This is a genomic window from Methanosaeta sp. UBA356, assembly GCF_002496465.1.
Taxonomy (GTDB): domain Archaea; phylum Halobacteriota; class Methanosarcinia; order Methanotrichales; family Methanotrichaceae; genus Methanothrix; species Methanothrix soehngenii.
Map to the genome: position 1 here is coordinate 3,288 of NZ_DAKC01000056.1, position 19,241 is coordinate 22,528.

19 protein-coding genes and 1 tRNA gene are annotated in these 19,241 nt (G+C 55.7%); 4 read left to right on the top strand and 16 right to left on the bottom strand.

Annotated features, from left to right (window positions below; genetic code table 11):
• Window positions 1–192: 192 nt before the first annotated feature.
• From BP727_RS04940 to BP727_RS04950, 3 genes are read right to left on the bottom strand one after another with little or no spacing between them, the layout of a single operon-like run.
• Window positions 193–969: an ABC transporter ATP-binding protein gene (locus tag BP727_RS04940; protein ID WP_013719033.1), complete on the bottom strand. Its 777-nt coding sequence runs from the start codon at window positions 967–969 to the stop codon at window positions 193–195.
• The gene (locus tag BP727_RS04945) at window positions 962–2,119 is read right to left on the bottom strand and encodes an ABC transporter permease (protein WP_013719032.1); all 1,158 of its coding nucleotides are present in this window, start codon (window positions 2,117–2,119) and stop codon (window positions 962–964) included. The genes BP727_RS04940 and BP727_RS04945 overlap by 8 nt, the downstream gene beginning before the upstream one ends.
• Window positions 2,120–2,140: 21 nt before the next feature.
• Window positions 2,141–3,328 (bottom strand): ABC transporter permease, encoded by a 1,188-nt coding sequence (locus BP727_RS04950; protein ID WP_013719031.1) that lies wholly within the window; start codon window positions 3,326–3,328, stop codon window positions 2,141–2,143.
• A gap of 109 nt (window positions 3,329–3,437) precedes the next feature.
• Between BP727_RS04950 and BP727_RS04955 the strand changes: the two genes are divergently transcribed.
• Window positions 3,438–3,878, top strand: coding sequence for a hypothetical protein (locus BP727_RS04955; protein WP_048131955.1), 441 nt, complete (start codon window positions 3,438–3,440; stop codon window positions 3,876–3,878).
• Window positions 3,879–3,982: 104 nt separating this feature from the next.
• On the opposite strand, the gene BP727_RS04960 is transcribed toward BP727_RS04955, so the two are convergent.
• The 13 genes from BP727_RS04960 to BP727_RS05020 form a co-directional block, all read right to left on the bottom strand.
• The gene (locus tag BP727_RS04960) at window positions 3,983–4,588 is read right to left on the bottom strand and encodes a class I SAM-dependent methyltransferase (protein ID WP_013719030.1); all 606 of its coding nucleotides are present in this window, start codon (window positions 4,586–4,588) and stop codon (window positions 3,983–3,985) included.
• 96 nt (window positions 4,589–4,684) lie between these two features.
• Window positions 4,685–5,242: a 30S ribosomal protein S7 gene (locus tag BP727_RS04965; protein ID WP_013719029.1), complete on the bottom strand. Its 558-nt coding sequence runs from the start codon at window positions 5,240–5,242 to the stop codon at window positions 4,685–4,687.
• Window positions 5,243–5,247: 5 nt separating this feature from the next.
• Window positions 5,248–5,676, bottom strand: a complete 429-nt coding sequence (locus BP727_RS04970) for a 30S ribosomal protein S12 (protein WP_013719028.1) — start codon at window positions 5,674–5,676, stop codon at window positions 5,248–5,250.
• Window positions 5,677–5,705: 29 nt separating this feature from the next.
• Entirely contained in the window at window positions 5,706–6,137 is a 432-nt protein-coding gene (locus BP727_RS04975) for a NusA-like transcription termination signal-binding factor (protein WP_013719027.1), read from the bottom strand.
• Window positions 6,134–6,442 (bottom strand): 50S ribosomal protein L30e, encoded by a 309-nt coding sequence (locus BP727_RS04980; RefSeq protein ID WP_013719026.1) that lies wholly within the window; start codon window positions 6,440–6,442, stop codon window positions 6,134–6,136. The genes BP727_RS04975 and BP727_RS04980 overlap by 4 nt, the downstream gene beginning before the upstream one ends.
• Before the next feature lie 5 nt (window positions 6,443–6,447).
• Entirely contained in the window at window positions 6,448–7,587 is a 1,140-nt protein-coding gene (gene rpoA2, locus BP727_RS04985; RefSeq protein ID WP_013719025.1) for a DNA-directed RNA polymerase subunit A'', read from the bottom strand.
• Window positions 7,584–10,211, bottom strand: a complete 2,628-nt coding sequence (locus BP727_RS04990; RefSeq protein ID WP_273271111.1) for a DNA-directed RNA polymerase subunit A' — start codon at window positions 10,209–10,211, stop codon at window positions 7,584–7,586. Before BP727_RS04990 ends, rpoA2 begins: the two co-directional genes overlap by 4 nt.
• 8 nt (window positions 10,212–10,219) lie before the next feature.
• A complete protein-coding gene (gene rpoB / locus BP727_RS04995; protein ID WP_232844348.1) occupies window positions 10,220–12,049 on the bottom strand; it encodes a DNA-directed RNA polymerase subunit B in 1,830 nt (609 codons plus the stop codon).
• Window positions 12,042–13,532 carry a DNA-directed RNA polymerase subunit B'' gene (locus tag BP727_RS05000; RefSeq protein WP_013719022.1) on the bottom strand — a complete coding sequence of 497 codons (1,491 nt, stop codon included), beginning with the start codon at window positions 13,530–13,532 and terminating at the stop codon, window positions 12,042–12,044. The genes rpoB and BP727_RS05000 overlap by 8 nt, the downstream gene beginning before the upstream one ends.
• A gap of 10 nt (window positions 13,533–13,542) precedes the next feature.
• Window positions 13,543–13,779, bottom strand: a complete 237-nt coding sequence (locus BP727_RS05005; protein WP_013719021.1) for a DNA-directed RNA polymerase subunit H — start codon at window positions 13,777–13,779, stop codon at window positions 13,543–13,545.
• Window positions 13,780–13,832: 53 nt separating this feature from the next.
• A tRNA-Lys gene (locus BP727_RS05010) sits at window positions 13,833–13,923 on the bottom strand.
• Between the two features lie 87 nt (window positions 13,924–14,010).
• The gene (locus tag BP727_RS05015) at window positions 14,011–15,135 is read right to left on the bottom strand and encodes a 3-isopropylmalate dehydrogenase (protein WP_013719020.1); all 1,125 of its coding nucleotides are present in this window, start codon (window positions 15,133–15,135) and stop codon (window positions 14,011–14,013) included.
• Window positions 15,132–15,626 (bottom strand): 3-isopropylmalate dehydratase small subunit, encoded by a 495-nt coding sequence (locus BP727_RS05020; RefSeq protein WP_013719019.1) that lies wholly within the window; start codon window positions 15,624–15,626, stop codon window positions 15,132–15,134. The genes BP727_RS05015 and BP727_RS05020 overlap by 4 nt, the downstream gene beginning before the upstream one ends.
• Before the next feature lie 723 nt (window positions 15,627–16,349).
• Here BP727_RS05020 and BP727_RS05025 point away from each other — a divergent pair.
• The 3 genes from BP727_RS05025 to BP727_RS05035 are packed head-to-tail and all read left to right on the top strand — an operon-like array spanning window position 16,350 to window position 18,587.
• Window positions 16,350–17,495: a formate--phosphoribosylaminoimidazolecarboxamide ligase family protein gene (locus BP727_RS05025; protein ID WP_286857678.1), complete on the top strand. Its 1,146-nt coding sequence runs from the start codon at window positions 16,350–16,352 to the stop codon at window positions 17,493–17,495.
• Between the two features lie 14 nt (window positions 17,496–17,509).
• Entirely contained in the window at window positions 17,510–17,950 is a 441-nt protein-coding gene (locus BP727_RS05030) for a hypothetical protein (protein ID WP_013719017.1), read from the top strand.
• 58 nt (window positions 17,951–18,008) lie between these two features.
• Window positions 18,009–18,587, top strand: coding sequence for a DUF523 domain-containing protein (locus tag BP727_RS05035; protein ID WP_013719016.1), 579 nt, complete (start codon window positions 18,009–18,011; stop codon window positions 18,585–18,587).
• Window positions 18,588–19,241: the final 654 nt, after the last annotated feature.

Here is a 19,241-nt window from a genome sequence, read left to right on the forward strand (position 1 = left end):
TTGTTCAGCGTAGTGTTGTTCAGAAGGGTGGCGTTCAGGGAGTTATCCTGGGCAGAGACGGCCAGGACCGCAGTCATCATCAGCAGGAGGACGCCTGTAAAATATATTAATTGTTTACTCATATAATACCTCGGCCTCCTTTCAAGCCTCTAAGCTTATCAATTTTGCCACTCAAAATGATATGGATGCCCTTCAATTCTCCCTGGAGATCTGAACGACCTTGCCATCATCCTCGCCCATCACGCACAGATCGCTGGCAACAAAGCCGTCATCCTTTCGCCTCATCTCGCATACGATCTTCCCATCCACGATCCTCAATATGCGATCTGTCTTCTCCGCCAGGGTCATGTCATGGGTCACCAGGATGAATGTCTGGTTGATCTTCTGGTTCAGCTCTCGAAGCAGATTGTATATGAGCTCAGAGGATTTGGTGTCCAGGTTTCCAGTCAGCTCATCGCCTATGACGATGGAGGGATTATTGGCCAGGGCCCGGGCAACTGCTACCCGCTGGTTCTGGCCGCCGGATAGTTGATTGGGCCGGCTGTGCAATCGGTCCCCCAGGCCGACGGCTCTGAGCAGCTCCTCCCCCCGCTTATGGGCCTCGGTCTTGCTCTTATTGGCGATGAGCATGGGCATCATCACATTCTCCACTGCGGTGAACTCCGGGATCAGATGGTGGTACTGAAAGACGAATCCAAGCTCCTGGTTTCGCAGACGGGCGCGCTCATCCGGGCTGGCTCGGCTGACATCGATCCCCTTGAGGAAGATATGGCCGGAGCTCGGGGTATCCAAGAGGCCGATCATATTGAGCAAGGTGCTTTTACCGCTGCCGCTTGGGCCGACGATGGCCACGAACTCTCCTGCTTTGATCTTCACGCTCACCCCATCCAGGGCGCGGACCTCCACCCCGTTTCCGTAGATCTTGGATAGATCCTTCAGCACAATTATGTCATCATCCCTGTTATTCACTGCCAATCGCCTCCACCGGGTCGAGCCGTGCCGCTGAGTATGCTGGATAGAGCCCGGAGACGAAGTTGAGGGACAGGGCGAAGGCCAGGGCTATGACGAAGTACTCCGGCCTGGCGGCTATAACGATCCCCTCTCCTGCTGCTGCGCTTGTCACATTCAGGGGGAGAAGAGTTATCGCCCAAGCAGCAGCATAGCCCAAAACCGCCCCCAGGATCCCAGCCGGCAGGCTGATGAGCATGTTCTCCAGCAAGAATATCATCAGTATGGAGCGCCTTTTCGCCCCCATGGCCATTAGAATGCCTATCTCCCGTCTCCGTTTGCTCACCACCATTATCGTCGTATTGGCTATGACGAAGGCTGATATTAAAAGGATGAACATGTAGAAGAGAATGTTGGTGACTCCCTGGTTTCCCACGAACCTGGCTATCTCTCGGCTGAAGTCCTGCCAGCTGGTGGCCTTGTACCGGCTAGCATCATTTAGCTTTTTGGCCATGGCCGGGGCTCGGGTATAGTCCGCGAGCTTCACCCCGATCTCAGATACCACATCCCCCTCGGCCACCAGCTCCTGGGCGGTGCTCAGGGAGAGGTAGACCAGGGTCTCGTCCTTGACTGTATCCTTCTGCAGTATGCCTATCATCTTCAGTCGAAGGGAGTCGTTCTTGAGGTAGAGATAAAAGTCCCCGCCCTCTCTGATGTTCAGATTCCTGGCCAGCTCAACTCCTAGAAAAGCGCCCCTGTTATTGAATCTGAGGTCGGAGAAGTTCCCGGAGATCGTGGACTCCTGAACGCTCATCAGCCGGTCCTCAAGGGCGGGATCGACCCCTACAAACTCCACCGATTGCACATTATCCTGAAAGCGGGCCGCCCCCTGCCCGACCAGCCTCGGGGAGACGGCGAGCACTCCGGGATAGGATCCGACCTGATCAGACAGGGAACGGTACATGTTGATGTAGCTCTCGCTCTCCTTTGGGCCGATCAGAATATGAGGATTCTTGTTCACTGTATTCTCGATGATCTGGCTGCTTACGCTCTCAGTCAGACCCAGGGACATGATGATTATCGCCACTGCAATGGCTACCGAGATCAGGGTAAAGGCAGTGCCTCTCCTATTGGTCACTATATGCCGCAGGGCCACATCCAGCTCGAACATCGCTCTGCATCAGCCCCGTGCCTATCCCCCTCTCAGGGCTATGACCGGATCGATTCTGGAGGCCTTTCTGGCCGGATAAAGCGCAGCCACCATGCTCAGAGCTACCACTACAATATTGAGGAGCAGGATATCCCAGGGGTTCAGGATGAGAGGAAGGGTGGTGATCACGCTTCCCCCGGCAGCGACTTCGAAAGGGACCCGTCCCAGATAATAGATCCCCGCAAGGCCCAGAAGGGATCCTGCTGCTGCGCCGATCAGGCCCAAGAGGCTGCTCTCCGCCAGAAAGATATTGCGAATGTCCTTTGTTCTCGCTCCCATGGCCATGAGCATGCCGATCTCCTTTGTCTTTTCCACCACCATCAGGTTCATGATGCTGGCCACGCCGAAGAATGCCACCACCATGAAGAGCAGTATGGAAAGCCTGGTCCAGAACCCGCCGATGTTTATCGCCCGCATGATCTCCGGGTTCTTCTCCTCCCAGCTCCTGGCGTTGTAACCCCATGAGGAGATCAGGCCGGCCAGGCTCACTGACTGGCGGATGTCGTTCAGGCTTATCTCCACCGCATTTATCACATCCCCTTCATCCCTGAAGTTGCGGGCGGTGTCTAAAGAGACAAAGGCCACCCGATCGTCTAAGGGAGTGCCGGTCTGGAAGATCGCTGCCACCGTCAGATCGGTGCTGCGGGACCTGGGAAAGGTGGCCAAGAGCTTATCCCCCAGCTTCAGTTCCAAAGAATCGGCCAGCTTCACCCCGATCGCTGCATTTCGGTCCTGCTGAACGCTGACAAAATCGCCCCGGACCAGGGACCCTTGAATCTTGTATATCTTATCTATATCTAGAGGATCAGCTCCTTTTAACAGGGCATTCTTGGTCTTATCCTTGCGGGAGAGAGTGGCCGGGGTGGAGAGGGAAGCAGCAGTGGACCTCAGGCCCGGCTGGGAGACGATCCGATCCAGCAGGCTGTTATAGAGATGAATGAAATCCTCTCCCTCTCTTGGCTCGACCACCACATGAGGCAGCTTCTCCTCCACGAGATTGGTGAGTATCTGCTGCTGGCCGTTGATGAGTGAAGAGAAGATTATGGATATGCTTACCGCCAGGGCGACCGCCAGGACGGAGAGGAACGTCTGTCGCCTTCTCCGAATCACATGCCGCAGGGCTATGGTCAGGGGAAGTGGGTTTAGAAGATGGGGAGAATTCGGATCCATTTTTTGCCAATCATCAGGGAATTGCTCCTATCCATTTAGACCTGACGCCAGTGGATAAAATATTTAAGGAATTTCTGCAGTGGTGAACAGAGGCAAAGAGGGGGATTGAATGGCACTGGAAGGGATTAAGTCAGCAGCAATCTTGCTCATACTGCTGGCGTTTCTCTGTGCACATGCTTCGGGTGTGGAGAACAAGACGGCTTACACCCGGGATGGGGTGCACTTTGTGAGCAAGGAGCGGATGGAGGAGAACATATTGTATGAGTATGCCCGATCGAGCGATTATCGTGAGGTTCAGGTCCCTCTGGATACAATCGTTGTCGGCGCATCTGTCATTCCTGAGCTGGGGGGAGAGGAAGAGATGCAGGAGGCGAAAGGGGATGAAGGAGAGAAAGGGAAAAAATCTCCAAATGCCGAAGAGAATGCTCCCCGATATCCTTATGCTGCTATTGGCGTTGGAGTGCTGTTGATCTGCGGCCTGGTTGCATCGGTGGCCTGTATCTGGAGCAAAAAAGGTCGGAGGGGTCGCCGAAAGCTCAGGCGAAGGTAGAGATCATGGCCAATTGATTGGAACGGGAGATCAGCTATCAGGCCTTGTCTGGGCACTGGCCCATAGAATCTTTTGATAGCGATCTAGATGAAAAGAGCTATCGGCTATTCCCAGCCCTTAAGAAAGATCGCTTCTATCTGGGATCGAACCAGATACCTTCCTCTCACTCGCATATTCCAGCAGTTGCTCTCGATCGAAGCGGGCACCAGCCGGCAGAATAGCTCACTGGTCTCAGATTCAGTGAAGTAATGGGTGATTATCCCAGAACCCCGCAGGAATGTAGCTTCTTCCACCTCCTGGCCTTCGCCCATACGCATATCGAGCCATCCAAACTCCCGAAAGAACAGCTTTCCACCGGATTTGAGCACCCTCGAAACCTCGCTGGCGAGGGCCCTGCGCCCCGGCAGGAAGAGGTGGCCGGCCACATGGTAGGCGAATACGCCGTCGAAGCTCTCACTTTTGAATGGGAGTCTTTCAGCATTGGCCAGGATCAGATCGGATTGGGGATGGGATCTACTGCACAGGCGCAGGGCAGGAAGAGATATGTCCAGGGCAACGATACTCCAGCTGCGAGGCATAGCGGAGAGGGTCTTGCCGTCTCCGCAGCCCAGCTCCAGGACACGGGTCCCCTCGGGCAGATCGGGCAGGTTGCGGACTCCACCTCCCCAGAGCCGACCCCGGGTAGAGTAGTCACTATCCCAGGACTTCATGGTCATATTCGCCCGGCCGATCGTCCTAAAAACAGATTTAATAGGCGCTATCTGCCTGATTGGCCAGCGCCTATCCTTCTTAATATGTAACCTATCTTATCTTGCTGCTTTGGCCACGCGCTCCACGCTGTCCTTGTGGTTTATGGCGTAGCTCTTAACATCGCGGTTAGCAGCAGCGATGATCTCATCGGCCAGGGCCGCCTCTGCAGTCTTGGTCTTCTTGAATGAGGCAGCGTGAGCGCCCTTGGCGATAAACATCAGTGCGGTGTCCACCCTTCTCTGAGGTGCGGTGTCCACTGCTTTGGGCACAGTTATGCCGCCGTACTTGAGACGCACGACCTCTTCCCGCGGCCCGGCGTTGGCAATGGCCTGGCCCAGAACGGTAAGGGGATTCTCCTTGGTCTTTTTGGCGATGATGTCAAAGGCCCCTTCCACTATGGCATAAGCTTTGAGCTTCTTGCCGGTGTTCTTCTCCTTGCGCATCATCTTATTGACCAGACGCTCGACGATATGCTGCTCAGACTTCTTGAACTGCTGCTTTGCATGCTTTCCGCCGGAGTGCATGACCGCTTTTGGCGCAAGGTTCATGTATCCTCTCACTCCGGGATCCAGGACCTCTGTCTCAATATTCTCCCATTTGCCGAATACCTTCATGTCGATCACCTCACCGGCTTCTCTTTCCTGCCCCGCACAAGCTCTTGCAGGGATACGTTATTGACAGCGATGACCTTGAATCTGACTCCAGGGATATCTCCCATGGATCGGCCCTGACGTCCGCCGATGCGGTCTACTAGGACCTCATCGTGCTCATCTATGAATCCGATGGCTCCATCGCCCGGAGCAAAAGCCGTAACCTGACGGCCGTTTTTAATGAGCTGAATGCGCACTGCCTTTCTTATGGCCGAGTTGGGCTGTTTGGCCTCAATGCCGACCTTCTCCAGGACAATACCCCTTCCCATGGGCGCTCCACCCAGGGGATCAGCCTTCATCTTGCTCCCTGACATCCTGCGGATAAACTTGGGATGGCTCCACCTCATTGTCTTCCTATCACTCTCCAGTTTCCTGGCTGCATAGATTCCATTTCCCATTCATTTCACCTTGAATAAATCGTGATCCATCATTGAATTATAATATCGTCAACGCCATGGTGCCTCTGTGCAAGCATCTTGGCCTTAAGTATGTTGCGACCATCCCTGCCGATGGCAATGCCCTTGTCCTTATTTGCTACCTCTACATAAGCCAATCGCTTGCTATTCTTGTTCACGACCATGACGTTCTTGATGGCCGCGGGCTGGAAGAGGTTTTCCAGGAACTCTTTAACGTCCTCGCTATACTCCACGATTTCTATCTGCTTGCCGACTGATTTCTTGACTCGGTTGATGTTCGAGCCTTTTCGGCCAATAGCGGCGCCCATATCTCCTTTCTTGATGACGAAGATGATCCTCTCGTTCTCCTCGTCTACCACACAGTCCCTTGCCATGCCTCCCGTGAGGCTCTCAAACAGAGCTATATATCTTATTCCTTCTGTGGTGAGCTTGAACTCACTCATGCCTCAACACCCCGGATCTCACGCTGCAGTGCCATTATCTCCGAGTCGCCTGGCTCGATGATGGCCAATGCAGCCACGGAGAAAGGTTTTCCGCAGGCAGATCCGAGGTCCTTGCCCATTCCCTGATAACCGTAGACCGGCAGGTCCATGGTCTCCAGCTGCATCCGCACGTCTGCAGGGCAGTCGAGGGCATAGACTATGAGCTTTGCCTGTCCGCCAAGTCCTGCTTCAATGGTCCTATTCGATCCTAGCATCACATTTCCAGTTCTGATGGAACTTCTTAACGCTCTATCTACATTGATCATCGTTATTACCTCTTGCTTGCTACCAGCTTCACGTCTCCGGTGCCGAGCTGTATCGGCTGGCCCACGATGACGTTTTCCGTAACACCCTTGAGATCGTCTACATCTCCTCTCACAGCAGCATCCAGGATGTGATTGACAGTGACCTCGAAGGCCGCTCTGGCCAGAACGCTGGCCTTCTCACCCGATACGCCATGTCGACCGATCTGCTTGAGCTCTCCGTCTACAGTCATGATGTCCGCCACCAGCATGATATGGCGGACATCCACCGATAGGCCCTGCTCGCGCAGGGTATCTGTGGCCTCGTTGATGATGGCGTTTCTGGCCGCTTCTATACCCAGAACCTCGCCGATCTCGCTTATATTGTTGGTCTTGATTCGGGTGGGGTCCACTCCCTCGAACTGCATAACCTTCTTGAGGGACGAGCCTTCAGTATAAAGGATATACTCGTCTCCCTCCTTCCTGATCACCACCCTCTTGATTCCTTCCACCCCTTTTAGGGAGAGCTTCTTTATCTTCTCCACCAGCTGAAGCAGTTCCCGGTAGGAGGGCTCTTCCGGTGCCATTACCAGGAGGTTCTCCTTCTGGTCCACATCCAGGCCCGTCTCTTCCTTCAGCTTTGCTGCCACCTCCTCTGCAGTGATCTTGCGTTGCTCGAGGGCCCCGGGGTTGAGCTCGATGATCACATTCATCTCCGCGAGATCAGTGGCAATCGATCCCAGATGGAGTATGGAGGAGGACTCTATGGCCCAGGCGACCTCCCTGGCCAGGTCACGATCATGAGCATACTCTGGAGTCAGTTTGATGGTCATTGTGGGGGTGGAGGGGATCTTTCTTGCGTCCACGATCTCGATCAGCCTGGGGAGCCCCAGGGTGACGTTGATCTCGGCCACGCCGGCGTAGTGGAAGGTTCGCATCGTCATCTGGGTGCCAGGCTCGCCTATGGACTGGGCGGCGACCACACCCACCGCCTCGCAGGGCTCAACCCGTGAGTGCTCGTAGTCAGCCTTCACCTGGGATACGATCTCATCGATCTCCTCAGAGCTTATTTCTGCTCCCTTCAACTCGTTTTGAATTGACTCTTTGATGCTTTGGGGAAGCTCTACTCCATCCAGTCTCTCCTGGATCTCCTTTTCTGATAGGCTCATGCCGACTCCTTCTTCAGCACGTTCTTGATGATGCGCTTGACGTTATCCGTGCTGGCATAGTCCCTCCTGGAGGCATCAACCCCATCCTCGCCGTACTTGAACTGGACGATCATCCCTCTCGTCTCCTTGACTGTGCCATCATATTTGACCTCCAGATCCTGCAGGGCGTTGACCAGCCTTCTTTGCAGGTAGCCGCTCTGGGATGTTCTGATGGCCGTATCCACCAGACCCTCGCGACCGCCTATGGCGTGGAAGAAGAACTCGGTGGGATTCAGGCCGTCCTTGTAGCTGGACTCCACGAATCCGTGTGCTTCTGCTCCCAGGTCTCCCCGCCGGAAGTGAGGCAGGGTTCTGCCAGCATAGCCGCGCATGATGCGCTCGCCTCTCACCGACTGCTGGCCGACGCAGGCCGCCATTTGGGTCAGGTTGAGCATGCTGCCCCTGGCTCCGCTCACCGCCATCACCACCCCGGAGTTGTCCAGGCCCAGGTACCTTCCGGCGATCTTGCCGGCGGTGTCTCGAGCTTTGCCCAAGGTCTGCATGATCCTCATCTCCAGGGTCTCATCCAGGGTGCGGCCGGGCAGAGGCTCGAGCTCTCCTGCGTTATAGGCCTCGATGAGCTGCTGGGCCTTCTCCCTGGCAGTACGGGTAGTCTCTTCGATCTGATCTACTGCTTCAGGGGGAATGTCCTCGTCATCTATTCCGAAGCTAAACCCAGCGTGCATTATGCCCCTCAGGGCCAGGCGGGTCATTCTGTCCAGGAACTCGCTCGCCACGGAGGGGCTGTACTCCTTTATTATCCTGTCTGTTATCTTGCCTTTGAAGGCCCCCACCGCCTTGGCGTCTATGGTCCCTATCTTGAGCTGGCCGTCCTGGATGACTACGTAGGCATCGTTCTCGCACTCCTCGTTCTTGCAGACATCGCAGTTGTAGCAGAAATCGGCCTTGAAGTTCAGGTCCAGGCCTCGAGGGAGGATGAGGCTGAATATCTGCTTTCCCGTCCAGTAGGGCTCACCATTAAGTTCTCCCTCGGGTGCGGGAAGCTCGGTTATATCGAACTTCTTCAAGAGTTCCATCGCCCCCCGGCGGTCAATTGGCTTTCGCCCGTGTGTCAGCAAAAACGAGCCGGTCACATAATCGTGGATGCCGCCGATGATGGGGCCACCGAACCTGGGGGATAAGATGTTCTCCTGCACCCTCATCAAGATCTCAGCCTCTGCCCGGGCCTCCTCGGTCTGGGGCACATGCATGTTCATCTCGTCGCCATCGAAGTCGGCGTTATAGGGAGGGCAGACCGCCGGATTGAGCCGGAAGGTCTTGTAGGGCATTACCTTCACCCGGTGGGACATGATGGACATCCGGTGCAGGGATGGCTGGCGGTTGAACAGGACTATATCGCCATCGGCAAGCTGGCGGTCGATCTTCCAGCCGATGTCGATCTGCTCTGCGACCTCCTCACAGTTCTTGTCTGTGACCTTGACCCTCCTCTGGTCGGGACGGGTGACGTAATTGACTCCCGGGTGCCGGTCCGGACCGCGGCGCACAAATGTCTTCACTATCTCCATGTTCCTGGAGTTGGCAATCATGGGCACAGATAGCTCCATGGCTATATCCATGGGCACGCCCACCTCGCCGATGCTGAGGTTGGGATCGGGGGATATGACCGTCCTGGCGCTGAAGTTGACCCTCTTGCCGGATAGAGATCCTCTGAATCGTCCCTCCTTCCCTTTCAATCGCTGGGAGAGGGTCTTCAAGGGCCTGCCGGAGCGGTGGCGGGCAGGAGGAACGCCGGAGACGGTATTGTCCAGGAATGTGGTTACATGGTATTGCAGGAGCTCCCACAGATCCTCTATGATCAGCTGGGGAGCTCCAGCCTCCCGATTCTCCTGGAAGCGTTGGTTTATTCTGATGATATCCACCAGTTTGTGAGTGAGGTCGTCCTCGCTCCTCTGGCCCGACTCCAGGGTGATGGAGGGGCGCATGGTCACCGGTGGCACAGGGAGGACGGTCAGGATCATCCATTCAGGCCTCGCAGTCGCCGGATTCATGCCCATGACCTGGATATCCTCGTCCGGGACCTTCTCAAACCGGTCGCGAATGTCTGAAGCGGTGAGCTTGTGGCCCTCCTCTATATATGATAAAGGCCGCTCGAACTTGATCTCCTGCTGGGGAGCGCCGCAGTAGGGGCAGGTCTTATTCTTTCTGGCCTCGGCGAATACCTTGTTCACCGTATCGTCGGTCATCTGGCCCAGCCGTTCCAGCTCTTGGATCTGCTCCAGGTACATCTTCTTCTCATTGTCCTTGAGCATCAAGCGGGAGCAGTCTCTGCATATGGCCCGCAGGACCTTCCGGATCAGCTTGGCAAAACCAACGTGGATGACCGGGGCGATGAGGTCGATGTGGCCGAAGTGGCCGGGGCACTCTCCAGGCCTCCCGCCGCAGGACCGGCAGCGCAGGCCTGGGTCGATGACGCCAAGCCTCGGGTCCATAAGCCCCATCTCAATGGGAAAGCCGTCATCATCGTAAGTATCAGCGGTGATGATCTTGACCACGCTCATCTTTCTAAACTCTTGGGGCGAGATCAGGCCGAAGCGGATCTTGCCTATTCTCTTGGGTACAGTCATATTTACACCTAAACAGCGTCTTCAAGGATCAGTCGTGGTGCTACTCCCAGCGATTTGATCTCGTCCAATAGGAGCTTGAAGGCATAGCTCATCTCCACCGGATAGATCTCAGTGTCTGCTCCGCAGGTCGGGCAGAAGTCAGCATTTCTTCGCCGGTCGTGAATGGCGATCATGCCGCAATGGCTGCAGACGAGCTCTGTGACCTTGTCCGACTCGTCCACCAGGCGCTCTTTAAGCGCCAGAGCGGCTCCATGGGCGATGAGCACATCCCTCTCCATTTCCCCAAACCTCAAGCCTCCTTCCCTTGCCCGGCCTTCTGTTGGCTGGCGGGTGAGGACCTGCACTGGGCCGCGGGAGCGGGCGTGCATCTTGCCTGTGACCATGTGGTAGAGCTTCTGATAGAGGATCACTCCCACGAAGAGGTCTGCCATGATCTGCTCTCCAGTGGCTCCATTGTACAGTATCTCCCTGCCGGTATGAGAGAACCCGAACTTCGTCAGAGCGGTGCGGAGCTCCGGCTCGTTCTCTCCTAAGAATGCGGTGGCATCGATGAACCTCCCGTCCAATGAGCCGACCTTGCCGCCGATCATCTCCAGGACGTGTCCAACGGTCATCCGGGAGGGGATGGCATGAGGGTTTAGCAAGAGGTCCGGCACTATGCCCGACTCGGTGAAAGGCATATCCTCCTGGGGGACGATCAGGCCTACCACGCCCTTCTGGCCGTGGCGGGAGGCGAACTTGTCGCCCAATTCCGGGATGCGCTGGTCGCGGCTCTTGACCTTGGCCAGGCGGTTGCCGTTGGAGGATTCAGTCAGGATGACCATGTCCACCACACCCTTCTCGTTGGAGCGCATGGTCACCGAGGTCTCCCTTCTCTGCTGGGGGGTCAGTCCGAACTCCGAGGGCTCTTCCAGGAAACGAGGAGGGCTGGTCTTGCCGATCAGGACGTCATTGGGGCCCACATAGGCATTGGGGTTGACCAGGCCGTCTGAGTCGAGCTGGTCATAGGCCTCGCTTCCTCTAGCCCCCCGGACCTCAACATCCGGGATCTCGAACTTGTCCTCCTGGCCGCCGGGGTACTTGCGCTCCTCTGCCTCTGAGACCCGGAAGAAGTGGCTGCGAGCCAGGCCACGTTGGATTGAGCCCCGGTTCATGACCAGGGCATCCTCAATGTTGTATCCCTCATAAGCGAGGACTGCCACCACGAAGTTCTGGCCTGCAGGCCTCTCGTCAAAGCCGATGGCCTTGGAGGTCTTCGTCCGCACTATAGCCTTCTGAGGGCTGTTGAGATAGTGGCCGCGGGTGTCGGGCCGGAGCCTCATGTTGGCGGTGGACATGCCCAGGCACTGCTTGACCATTCCCGCGCCCATGGTGTTTCTGGGGCTGGCGTTATGCTCGGGATAGGGGACCAGGCCGGCAGCGATTCCCAGAATCATGGATGGGTCGAGCTCCAGATGGGTATGCTCGGGAGTGATGTCCTCCTCCCAGATAGCGATGAGGCTGTTCTCCTCCTCCTCTGCATCCAGGTACTCCACCAGGCCCTCAGCCACCAGGTCATCGAATTTCATCTCTCCCTTCTGGATCCTGGTAACATGCTCATCGGTGACCAGGGCCCGGCCATCCTCGACCACGATAAGGGGCCTCCTCGCCCGGCCAGAGTCGGTGTTCATGAAGATCTCACCGGTATCCTCGAAATAGGCTACGTTCGTCTGGCTGCTGATGCTCCCCGAGTGCCGGAGGCGGCGGAGGTTCTCGACCAGAGTCTTGGGATCATCATGATAGCCCACTATCTCACCGTTCACATATACTCTAGCGCCGCCCGTCAATACTTCAGCCAATGCTACCACCTACCGAAATTACCCCTAAATCCATGAGAATCTTCTTGATGTCTTCCGAATCGTCTATCCCTTTGGAGAGCTCGACGCCCTGGGCGAAGTTCTTCACCAGGCCGCAGTTTGGACCCTCTGGCGTCTCAGAGGGACAGATGCGTCCCCACTGGGTGGCATGCAGATCTCTGGCCTCGAAGTGGGGCTGGGACCGGGATAGTGGAGATATCACCCTGCGCAGATGGGAGAGGGTGGCCATATAATCGGTCCTGTCCAGGAGCTGGGAGACTCCGGTTCTCCCTCCTACCCAGTTGCCTGTTGCCAGGGGGTGAATCATCCTCTCAGTGAGGACATCCGCCCGGACGGTGGTCACCACATTCAGGTCTCTGTTTCTCATGCTAGCTCTCTCCAGCTGATACTTTATGTCTCGGGTCAGACGGTTGAAAGCCACCCGGAAGAGGTCTTCCATCAGGTCTCCTGAGAGCTTCAGCCTCTTGTTGGAGTAGTGGTCCTTGTCGTCCTCGTTCCTCCGGGCCAAGGCCAGCTCGAAGCAGGCCTCGGCCATGCGGGAGAGGAAGAGAGCTTTTGCATACCTATCCTTCTCATCGACGCCTATGTGGGGGAGCAAGTAGCGGTCCAGGACATAGGTCGCCCTCTTCTTCTGGTACTCCTTGGCCTGGCCGGCTGCGACGCGAGAGCCTATCTTCTCCAGGGCCTCATCGTTGGTGGAAACCTCTGCTTCCTCCAGGTTCTCCAGCATGAACTTGATGATCTCCGGGTTATCTGATACCGATTTAACGATATCCATATCCGTCTCCATCCCCAGCGAGCGGAGAAGGGTGACGAAGTTCAATCTGCCCGAGACGGAGGGGAATGAGACCTCCAGGATGGATCGGCGTCCCCTCTCCACAATGACCAGCGATCTGTAGCCCTGCCTCTGACTGAAGACCTTGGCCACCTCGATGTTCTCATCGTAGCGCTGGTTGTACTCCACTAGAATCTTGTTTGGCGCCAGATCCTCCAGGGTCATGATCACTCTCTCCGATCCGTTGACCACGAAGTAGCCACCGGGGTCAGAGGGGTCCTCTCCAAAGGATATCATCTCATCTGCGCTGAGGCCGGAGAGGTTGCAGACCTTGGAGTTGAGCATTATGGGCAGGGTCCCTATGTCCGCCTCAACCGGATCTTTCTCCGTCTCCCCCTCAACGATGGTCATCTCCAGCTTTATTGGCGAGGCATAGGTCAGGTTGCGAAGGCGGGCATCGTTGGGGTAGAGCCTTTCCACGGAGCCGTCCGCCTCGCGAACCATGGGCTTTTCCACCCGGATGTTCCCCAGCTTGACATAGGTGTTCTCGATGTTGGTTTCGATGATGTTCACCTCGTCGATCACCTTTTGTAGGCCTTTATCTATGAAATCGTTGAATGAGTTGATATGATGATGCACCAGCTTATCCCTGGTAAAATAAGCGCTATAAAGAGAATTTCTGTCGAGCAAAAGATCACCCTTAATCGATTACCAGCCGGTAAAAGGTCGAATGCTTGGCTGTTGTGCTTTTTCGTATTATTTTGATTATGTCGCCCACTTTGGCCCCGATCTCTTTGGCTGCGGGGTCACTTATATGGATTTTTGGTAGCTGTGGCGCGCCGATGCCGAACTCCTTCAGCACATCGAGGCCCTCTTCCGGAGTGAGCAGAATATGTTCCGGAACCATCTCATGATCTTTTACGGCAAACTTGGTCACTAGAACCACCAACTCTTAGAAAGAGCAGCATACAGGCTCAAGGAAACTCCAAACGGGCTCGGGGGGATTTGAACCCTCGACCACCTGGTATCTTCATGCAAAAATTTAAAAGCCAGACGCTCTGCCTAACTGAGCTACGAGCCCTCGCGGCCTGGCATGCCTCAAGCCTCATGTGCTGCACTAACTGAGGAATGAAGAGATCCCCCATAAAAGCTTTTTCCCTTGTGGGACTTAGATAAGCCCCACTAGGCGAGCAATCTCCGATCCCACCTCGGAGGTGGTTGAGCTTCCTCCCAGGTCATATGTCTTTATACGGCCTTCAAATAGGTTCCGCTCTATGGCTGAGACTATATCCTCGGCAGCCGCCGGCTGGCCGAGATGCTCGAGCAGCAGAGCCCCCGCCCAGATAGTGGCCAGGGGGTTGACCATATTCCGGCCCTTGTACTTGGGAGCAGAGCCATGTATGGGCTCGAACATGCTGGTCCCCTCCGGGTTGAGGTTGGCTCCCGGAGCCAGGCCCAGGCCGCCCTGGATCATGGCTCCAAGGTCGGTAATGATATCTCCGAACATGTTGGGGGCGACGACTACATCGAACCACTCCGGGTTCTTGACAAACCACATGGTGATGGCGTCAACGAAGTTGAAGTCGTATTTGACCTCTGGATATCCTTTTGCCACATCTAAAAGGACCTCTCTCCAAAAGCCGTAGATGTCGCTGAGCACATTGGCCTTGTCGACGCTAGAGACCTTCTGGTGGCGCTTTCTTGCCAGGTCGAAGGCGTACTTTATCACTCTCTGGCAGCCCTCCCGGCTGACCTCGCCTATCTGGTAGGCGATCTCCTCGCTGTCCGAGTCGATATCCAGGCCGAACTTGATGTTATAGAGGTTACGACGGATCTGGAAGTCGGCGTGGCTCTTGCCCTTCTGTGCGCGACTGCCAATGCCGATGTAAAAATCCTCAGTGTTCTCGCGAACTACGACGAAATCGATATCCTTCGGCGTTTTATCCTTAAGAGGAGTCCAGACCCCCTCCAGGAGCTTGACCGGCCGGAGGTTGATGTACTGGTCGAGGTAGAAGCGCATGGTGAGAAGGACGCCCTTCTCCAGCACGCCCGGCTTGACCCTCGGGTCGCCTATTGCTCCCAGGTAGATGGCCCGATATCCGGATAGCTCTTTGAGCGTCTCCTCGCTTATCAGCTCGCCCGTCTTCAGATAATGCTCTGCGCCTATGGAGTAATCGATCCACTCCAAAGAGAAGTTGTGCTTGTCTGCGGCTGCTTCCAGGACCTTCTGGCCCTCGGCTATGATCTCTGGGCCGATGCCGTCGCCACTGATAACTGGTACTTTATAGTTCATGTTTTCGCTCCGGATACCTGTCGTCTGGTGTACTCCACCAGCCCTCCCACATCCACGATCTCCCTTAAGAAATCAGGGAGCGGGGTGGTATTGTAGGATTCTTTGCGGGTTATGTTCTTTATCACTCCGCCTTTCATATCGATCTCGATTTGATCGCCATCTTCGATCCTGTCCACATCCGGGCAGATGAAGAGGGGCAGGCCTATGTTTATGGCGTTTCTGAAGAATATTCTGGCAAAGGATTTGGCGACGACAGCCGAGATTCCTGCTCCCTTCAGAGCCAAGGGGGCGTGCTCTCGCGATGAGCCGCAGCCGAAGTTCTCGCCAGCCACTACGTAGTCGCTTTCTTTGACCTCTGATGCCATCTTTGGCCTGACCCCTTCAAAGAGGTGTACCGCCAGCTCCCTGGGGTCGTTCATTACCAGGTAGCGACCGGGGATGATGGCATCGGTATCGATATCGTCCATGAACTTCCAAGCTCTGCCCGCCAAAATATCAAGCTCCCAATAGTGAAATACTCCCAATGAGATTGAGGTATATTAAAGTAATGCACATGAATTTCCAGGAGAGGCTGCTCTTCCCGTCTGCGATACCTGGAAAATGCCCAAGCCTACGTATGGTGCAGGCGGACTATCATATGATCTTATGATCCTTTAGATCCATGGAGCGGTAGTGATATAGCAGAGGAGGAAAAACAAGGCCAATCCCGCCACCCAAAGATAAGGAGACCGAATCTGAGGCTGCCGGATTGAACGGACCCCTGCGGCTCTATGAACTTGGCTGATACTTATTCGGACGGGCAGCGGCCGAGCCCGGACGGGCGGCATGACATGAGGGGCATAATCTTTATCGCGGTGCGAGTACTTGGGATGTGCGGATTGGCAAAAGGCAGCAAGATGCTCTAGTGTCTGGCCGGAACCGGCGGGATTTCTGCCCCTGAGCATCTTCTGCATTGTCTGGAGGGAATCGGCGGCTATGATAAGAGCAGGTTATTCTGGAGGGCGAAGAGCTGTGGTTATTTGCGCAGACCAAGTGGATTGTGTGTGGATTCATGCAGCTTTTCAGGGGGAAGGGGAGAGGATCTTTGGTGACTCAAAGGGATCGGAGCAATGAGGCGGGAATTGAGAAGGTCAGTTCTTTGTATGATAGGGTCACCTTGATAAATTGGGATGGAAATATGAGGGACCAGTATAATTATTTTGAGGTGTTCAGACTTGATTGATCGCAGCAAGGTTCTGGAGGTATTGAGGGGATACGACCTCAAGAATCTTCGAATCGGAATGATAGCATCCCACTCTGCCCTGGATACGGCAGATGGCGCAGTTGAGGAGAATTTCAAGACCCTGGCGGTATGTCAGGAGGGGAGGGAGAAGCCTTATGTCAAGTACTTCCGGGCGGAGAGGGACCGGAAGGGGAATGTCATAACCGGCATGGTCGATGAGGTGATGATGCTGAAACGGTTCCCGGATGTCTTGGATCCGGAGAACCAGGATATTCTCAAGGAGAAGAACACCCTGTTCGTCCCCAACCGCTCATTCACCTCCTATTGCGGGATAGATGCGGTGGAGGATCAGTTTACGCTTCCGCTGCTCGGCTCCCGCAACCTGCTTCGCTCCGAGGAGAGAGGGGACAAGAGGGACTACTACTGGTTGCTGGAGAAGGCGGGTCTGCCATATCCTGAGCCGATCGAAGCGGAGGACATCAACCAGCTGGTTATGGTCAAGCTGCCCCACGCGGTAAAAACCCTGGAGAGGGGATTTTTCACTGCTGCCTCCTATGAGGAGTACTGCCAGAAGGCTGATCTCCTCTTGCGCCAGAATGTGATCGACCAGGATGGGATTGAGCTGGCCAGGATTGAGCGCTATGTCATTGGGCCGGTCTTCAATCTGGACTACTTCTACTCCCCCATAACGAAGAGGATTGAACTGATCGGCATAGACTGGAGGTTTGAGACGAGCCTTGACGGCCACTGCCGACTGCCTGCGCCCCAGCAGCTAACCCTTAATGAACAGCAGATCAATCCTGAGTACACCGTCTGTGGACATAACTCCGCCACCCTGCGCGAGTCGCTCTTGGAGAAGGCGTTCGTCCTGGCGGAGATGTATGTGGAAGCGACCCAGGAGTACTACAAGCCCGGGATCATCGGCCCCTTCTGTCTGCAGACCTGTGTGGACAAGGACCTGAACTTCTACATCTACGATGTCGCACCCAGGATCGGCGGTGGGACCAATGTGCATATGGCTGTCGGCCACCCCTATGGCAATGCCCTCTGGCGGACCAATATGTCCACCGGCCGCAGGCTCGCTCGCGAGGTGAGGATCGCTCTGGAGAACGATTGTCTGGAACAGATTGTGACCTGAGGCCACTGGAGAAGATGAACGAAATCGCAAACAAAGGCGAGGGCAGAGGCCCGAGCCCGGTTGTTCCCAAGAAGCTCGGCCGGATAGCCAAGAAGCTCTCCGCAGCTGGGGAGGAGCTGGTGCTCATCGCCCCGGCCATTCTTCACAGCCAGGCATCTGAACAGATGCTGGCCATCGCCAGGATGGGGATGCTCGATAAGATCCTGGGATATCTCGTCACCACCGATAAGAATGTGCATTTCGTCCGGCCGGGGATCGCCTGGGATAGCGTGCGCACGGTGCCCCTGGATGTGATTACCGGCGTGGAGTATGTGGAAGAATTTCATACCAACACCCTGAAGCTCCTGGTGGGGGAGAGGGCGGAGAAGATCATCTTTTATGAGGACCTGGATGGCATCCGGTTTTATCAGTATATCCAGGGAGTTAAGCGAAAGGACCAGTCGGCAGGGGTGTGAGCTGGTCTGGACCTTCTTTTCTGGCCTCTGACTCAGTACGCGATGATTCGGTGATTTTATGCCGCCGTCAAGAAAGAGCATTCGGGCCGGGGCAGAGGAAAAATCGCCTGCTACCGGCGGAGAGGAGGTGGCACTGGTGGCTCACTGCCTTCTGAATCCTTTGACCCGGGTCAAGGGTCTGGATACTCTATCCTTCTCTCCCGCAGGACCAACGATGCAATTGCCCTGTCCGGAGGCGCTCTATCTGGGCACCGAGCGCTGGGCGGTGACCAGAAACCAGCTGGATGTGCCCCAGTTCCGCCAGTTCTGCCGCTCGCTGATCGTTCACTATGCAGATCTACTGGAGATGCTGGCAAAAGAGGGAGTGCGGGTGCGCGTGGTGGGGGTGGCCGGTAGTCCGAGCTGCGGCGTGCAGACGACGAGCTTTGGCTATGCGGGCGGGCGGGTGCACGAGGCGGAGCACGAGCATGTGCCCGGGAGGGGGATATTCATGGAGGAGCTGATTGGGGAGCTGGAGAGGCGCGGAATTCCCTATGAGGCGGAAGAGGTCGGGAAGAAGTGCATGAATGAGGCCGAGTTCGGGAGCATGCCGGGAATCGAGCCCTTCATGAGAGAGGAACGGGACCGGTTTGAATGAATGGTAAAATGGATGGGTGCAGATAATCTTCTTTTGGTGACGCCAAAAGCGGTATTGATCTAGATTGCTCGCTTGTGATGCTCATCTCCCTCGACCCTCCGGCAGCGCTGCGTCCAGCACATGGCCTACCTGCTGATCCGGGCTAGGCCGTTGCCGTATGATTTGAGCAATCAGTTCTGTTTGATCTATTCTTGCGAACCGATTTTTCAGTGGACGCCGCGCGCGATTAAACGCGCGGTAGTGCTCTGGCCCCCTCAACGCCGGGGAGGCTTGGATACAGCGATTGATATGGCTAAGTCGGAATAACTGCGACCGGAATCCCGTTGATGTGTGTCCATGTGGGCAGGCACATGCGCGGGGGCGAGGAAAATCCGGCCACCTTTTGTGGGAAGAAATGAAGGCGGTTCTGGTATAGAGAAATCACTCTCTTTTCCGGTGGCAGATGCTGTAGACAGCCTGTCAGCCATCAGAGGAGGCTGATGAAATGAAATAGGAGAAAAGTACTCTGGGAGAAAAGTAGCCACCCTTGAGGCACAGGCATGCCTGGCCTACGAATACCATTAAATACTACTACTGCATGAGATTGGGCTGCATCCTTTTGCGGGGATTGCCAAGCCAGGTCAAAGGCGCTGGATTCAGGGTCCAGTCACGAAG

What these genes read in the sequence shown, in the direction of transcription:
- BP727_RS04945 (WP_013719032.1), bottom strand. Translation starts at nt 2,119, where the DNA reads ATGTTCGAGCTGGATGTGGCCCTGCGGCATATAGTGACCAATAGGAGA.
- BP727_RS04990 (WP_273271111.1), bottom strand. Translation starts at nt 10,211, where the DNA reads ATGACTGTACCCAAGAGAATAGGCAAGATCCGCTTCGGCCTGATCTCG.
- rpoA2 (WP_013719025.1), bottom strand. Translation starts at nt 7,587, where the DNA reads ATGAGCCTATCAGAAAAGGAGATCCAGGAGAGACTGGATGGAGTAGAG.
- BP727_RS04980 (WP_013719026.1), bottom strand. Translation starts at nt 6,442, where the DNA reads ATGATCAATGTAGATAGAGCGTTAAGAAGTTCCATCAGAACTGGAAAT.
- BP727_RS04950 (WP_013719031.1), bottom strand. Translation starts at nt 3,328, where the DNA reads ATGGATCCGAATTCTCCCCATCTTCTAAACCCACTTCCCCTGACCATA.
- BP727_RS04955 (WP_048131955.1), top strand. Translation starts at nt 3,438, where the DNA reads ATGGCACTGGAAGGGATTAAGTCAGCAGCAATCTTGCTCATACTGCTG.
- BP727_RS04960 (WP_013719030.1), bottom strand. Translation starts at nt 4,588, where the DNA reads ATGAAGTCCTGGGATAGTGACTACTCTACCCGGGGTCGGCTCTGGGGA.
- BP727_RS04975 (WP_013719027.1), bottom strand. Translation starts at nt 6,137, where the DNA reads ATGAGTGAGTTCAAGCTCACCACAGAAGGAATAAGATATATAGCTCTG.
- BP727_RS05015 (WP_013719020.1), bottom strand. Translation starts at nt 15,135, where the DNA reads ATGAACTATAAAGTACCAGTTATCAGTGGCGACGGCATCGGCCCAGAG.
- BP727_RS04965 (WP_013719029.1), bottom strand. Translation starts at nt 5,242, where the DNA reads ATGAAGGTATTCGGCAAATGGGAGAATATTGAGACAGAGGTCCTGGAT.
- BP727_RS05030 (WP_013719017.1), top strand. Translation starts at nt 17,510, where the DNA reads ATGAACGAAATCGCAAACAAAGGCGAGGGCAGAGGCCCGAGCCCGGTT.
- BP727_RS05035 (WP_013719016.1), top strand. Translation starts at nt 18,009, where the DNA reads ATGCCGCCGTCAAGAAAGAGCATTCGGGCCGGGGCAGAGGAAAAATCG.
- BP727_RS04970 (WP_013719028.1), bottom strand. Translation starts at nt 5,676, where the DNA reads ATGGGAAATGGAATCTATGCAGCCAGGAAACTGGAGAGTGATAGGAAG.